This window comes from Bradyrhizobium sp. SHOUNA76, from assembly GCF_023006445.1.
Taxonomy (GTDB): domain Bacteria; phylum Pseudomonadota; class Alphaproteobacteria; order Rhizobiales; family Xanthobacteraceae; genus Bradyrhizobium.
On record NZ_JALBHA010000539.1, the window covers coordinates 1 to 4,085 of the forward strand.

General features: G+C 65.8%; 3 protein-coding genes and 1 pseudogene. 3 read left to right on the top strand and 1 reads right to left on the bottom strand.

Going from position 1 to position 4,085, the window contains the following annotated elements:
- Nucleotides 1-147, bottom strand: a pseudogene (locus tag MOV74_RS32770) (LysR family transcriptional regulator); the annotation flags it as partial.
- Between the two features lie 118 nt (nucleotides 148-265).
- Here MOV74_RS32770 and MOV74_RS32775 point away from each other — a divergent pair.
- The 3 genes from MOV74_RS32775 to tkt all read left to right on the top strand — a co-directional run.
- Complete coding sequence (locus tag MOV74_RS32775) at nucleotides 266-1,303, top strand: class 1 fructose-bisphosphatase (protein ID WP_246931131.1); 1,038 nt, start codon at nucleotides 266-268, stop codon at nucleotides 1,301-1,303.
- Between the two features lie 12 nt (nucleotides 1,304-1,315).
- Nucleotides 1,316-2,191 carry a phosphoribulokinase gene (locus tag MOV74_RS32780; protein WP_246931132.1) on the top strand — a complete coding sequence of 292 codons (876 nt, stop codon included), beginning with the start codon at nucleotides 1,316-1,318 and terminating at the stop codon, nucleotides 2,189-2,191.
- Between the two features lie 34 nt (nucleotides 2,192-2,225).
- On the top strand, nucleotides 2,226-4,085 hold a 1,860-nt coding region (tkt, locus tag MOV74_RS32785), incomplete at its 3' end, for a transketolase (RefSeq protein WP_246931133.1).

Genomic DNA, 4,085 nt, shown 5'->3' on the forward strand with positions numbered 1-4,085 from the left:
CTGGGTCAGCCCGAGATGGCCGGACGCTGCGGTGACGCTGCCCTTGGCCGAGAGCGCCGCAAGCGAGCGCAGCTGCCGGATCGTCAGATGCCGGAGCTGGGCCGTCGCATGGCCGGGGCCATTATAAGAAAATTCTTTGACGCTCATTATGAATAGAAATTTTCCTTATTAAGCTGCCCCTGTCAATCTCCTGATGCCGGGACTGACCGTACCGACCTCCAGAGGGGAGGGAACTGGATACGGCGCCGGCAAAGGGGATGCGCAGATGACCGGGCAATTGAGGCTGGACGACCACCTTCAACGGTATTCAGAGACCGCGCCTCACGCACTGGCAGTGGCCGCCGCGGTCGATGCCATCGCGACGGCAGCCATCGAGATCGCCGACCTCATCGCCACCGGAGATCTCGCGGACGCCTCCGGCCTGACGACGGGGCGCAACAGCGACGGCGACGTCCAGCGCGACCTCGACGTCCAGGCCGATGCGATCCTGCGCCGCTGCCTCAGCAAGGTGCCGGTCGCAGCGCTCGCCTCGGAAGAGATGCGCGAGGCCCAGATCGGCGATCGCGAGGCCAAGATCTGTATCGCGATCGATCCGCTCGACGGCTCCTCCAACATCGATATCAACATGACCGTCGGCACGATCTTCTCGATCCTGCCCGCCCCGGACGACCTCGCGCTCGCCTTCCATCAGCGCGGCTCGGCGCAGCTTGCGGCGGGCTTTGTCACCTACGGTCCGCAGACCTCCCTGGTGCTGACCCTCGGCGAGGGCGTCGACATCTTCACGCTCGATCGCAAGGCGGGCTGCTTCCGCCTCGCGCGCGCCGGCGCGCAGATCGCCGAGACCTGCGAGGAGTTCGCGATCAACGCGTCGAACCGCCGGCACTGGGATTCGCCGGTGCGCGCATTCGTCGACGAGTGCCTCGCCGGCGTCGAAGGGCCCGCCAACCACAATTTCAACATGCGTTGGGTCGGCTCGCTGGTCGCCGAGGCCTATCGCATCCTCACCCGCGGCGGCGTCTTCCTCTATCCCTCGGACGCGCGTCCCGGCTACGGCGACGGCCGCCTGCGCCTCGTCTACGAAGCGCATCCGATGGCGATGATCATCGAGCAGGCCGGCGGCTCCGCCACCACGGGACGCGAGCGCATCCTCGACCTCTCGGCGCAGAGCCTGCATCAGCGCGTGCCGCTGATCATGGGCTCGAGCAACGAGGTGCGCCGCGTCGAGGAGCTGCATTGCGATCCGCTGCTGGTCGCCAGCGTCTCCGCGCCGCTGTTCGCGCGTCGCGGATTCTTCCGGCTCTGAGCGAGGCGTCCCATGTCCAGGAAGCACCCCATCATCTCCATCACCGGCTCCTCCGGCGCCGGCACCACCTCGGTCAAGAAGACGTTCGAGCAGATATTTTTCCGCGAGAAGGTCAACGCCGCCTACATCGAGGGTGACGCCTTCCATCGCTACGACCGCGCCGAGATGCGTGCGCAGATGGCGAAGGAGGCCGATCGCGGCAACAAGCATTTCAGCCATTTCAGCCCCGAGACCAATCTGTTCGAGGAACTGGAGCGCGCGTTCCGCGACTATGGCGAGACCGGCACGGCGACGACGCGGCATTACGTGCATGATGCCGAGGAGTCCGCGCTGCATGGCGCGGCGCCCGGCACCTTCACCGATTGGAAGCGGTTGCCGGAGAATTCGGACCTGTTGTTCTACGAGGGCCTGCACGGCGCCGTCGTCACCGACAAGGTCAATGTCGCGCGCTATGCCGACCTGAAGATCGGCGTCGTTCCGGTCATCAATCTCGAATGGATCCAGAAGCTGCACCGCGATCGCAGCGCGCGCGGATACTCGACCGAGGCGGTCACCGACACCATCCTGCGGCGGATGCCTGATTACATCCACTACATCTGCCCGCAATTCACCGAAACCGACATCAACTTCCAGCGCGTGCCGACGGTGGACACCTCCAATCCGTTCATCGCCCGCTGGATCCCGACGCCGGACGAATCGATGGTGGTGATCCGCTTCAAGAATCCGCGCGGCATCGACCTCCCCTATCTGCTCTCGATGCTGCCGCAAAGCTGGATGTCGCGCGCGAATTCGATCGTCTGCCCCGGCGCGAAACTCGATCTCGCGATGCAGCTGATCCTGACGCCGCTGATCATGCAGCTCATCGAGCGCAAGCGGAGCATGAAGTGATGACGTGCCACAACGACAACAATGGGAGGATCCGATGAACATCTCGGTTCATGCCGAAGCCGACCTCAATGCGGTCACGCACAATGATCTCGCCAACGCCGTCCGCTTCCTCGCGGTCGATGCCATCGAAACGTCGCAGTCGGGCCACCCGGGTCTGCCCATGGGAATGGCCGATGTCGCGACTGTGCTGTTCTCGCGCTTCCTGAAATTCGACTCGGCGCATCCGAACTGGCCGGACCGCGATCGCTTCGTGCTGTCGGCGGGCCATGGCTCGATGCTGCTCTATGCGCTGCTGCATCTGACCGGCGGCGACGTCAGCCTCGACGACATCAAGGCCTTCCGGCAATGGGGCTCGAAGACGCCGGGACACCCGGAATATGGCCATACGCCAGGTGTCGAGACCACAACCGGTCCGCTCGGGCAGGGGATTGCCACGGCCGTCGGCATGGCGCTTGCGGAGCGGATGGGCAATGCGCGGCATGGCGACGGCCTCGTCGATCACTTCACCTATGTGATCGCCGGCGACGGCTGCCTGATGGAGGGTCTCAGCCAGGAAGCGATCTCGCTCGCGGGCCATCTGCAGCTCGGCCGTCTGATCGTCCTGTTCGACGACAACGGGATTTCCATCGACGGGCCGACCTCGCTGGCGACGTCCGACGACCAACTCGCGCGTTTCGCTGCCTCCGGCTGGTCTGTGCGCAGCATCGACGGACACGATCCCGAAGCGATCGCGCAGGCGATCGCAGAAGAGCGGGAGAGCGCAAAACCGTCGCTGATCGCCTGCCGCACCATCATCGGCTACGGCGCGCCTGACAGACAGGGCACCGAGAAGGCGCATGGCGCGCCGCTCGGCACCGAGCAGACCGCGGCGGCTCGTCGTACGCTCGGTTGGGATTATCAGCCCTTCGTGGTGCCGATGCCGATCCTGAAGGCATGGCGAATGATCGGACAGCGCGGGCAGGTGGATCGGCTCGCCTGGCTCGATCGCTACGAAGGCGCAACGCCCGAGCAGCGCGACATGTTCGTCGAAGGCAAGGCGGTTACCCTGCCGGGTGCCTATGCGCTGGCCGCGGCGAAGTTGCGCGAACGCTTCGCATCCGAACGTCCGAAGCTCGCGACAAGGCAGGCTTCGCAACAGGTGCTCGACGGCATCGCCGGGACGATTGCGGGCCTCGTCGGCGGCTCCGCGGACCTGACGCATTCGAACCTCACGCACGCCAAGGCGCAAGTCCCCGTCACGCGCGGAGCGTTCACCGGCGACTACATCCACTACGGCATTCGAGAGCACGGCATGGCCGCCGCGATGAACGGCCTCGCGCTGCACGGTGGGTTCATTCCCTATGGCGGCACGTTCCTCGCCTTCTCCGACTACAGCCGGCCGGCGATCCGCCTTGCGGCCCTGATGCGGCTGCGCGTCATCCATGTCATGACCCATGACTCCATCGGTCTCGGCGAGGACGGGCCGACGCATCAGCCGGTCGAGCATCTCGCGGCGCTACGCGTCATTCCGAACTTGCTCGTGTTCCGCCCCGCCGACGCGGTCGAGACGCTGGAAGCCTGGGATTGCGCGCTCAACTCCGAAGATCGTCCCTCCGTGCTGTGCCTGTCGCGTCAGGCGTTGCCGACCTTCCGCAGCGATGCCCGCGGCAGAAACCGTGTCGCAAGCGGCGCTTATCTCGTCGTCTCGCCGGACGGCGGCCGTGACGTGACGCTCATCGCAACCGGCTCGGAAGTCTCGATCGCGCTGGAAGCCGCTCGCCTGCTCGCAACCGAGCACATCCGTGCGGCCGTGGTGTCCGCGCCCTGCTTCGCCCTGTTCGAGGAGCAGCCGGACGACTACCGCGTCACCGTGCTCGGCACCGCGCCGCGCGTGGGTGTCGAGGCGGCTGTGCAG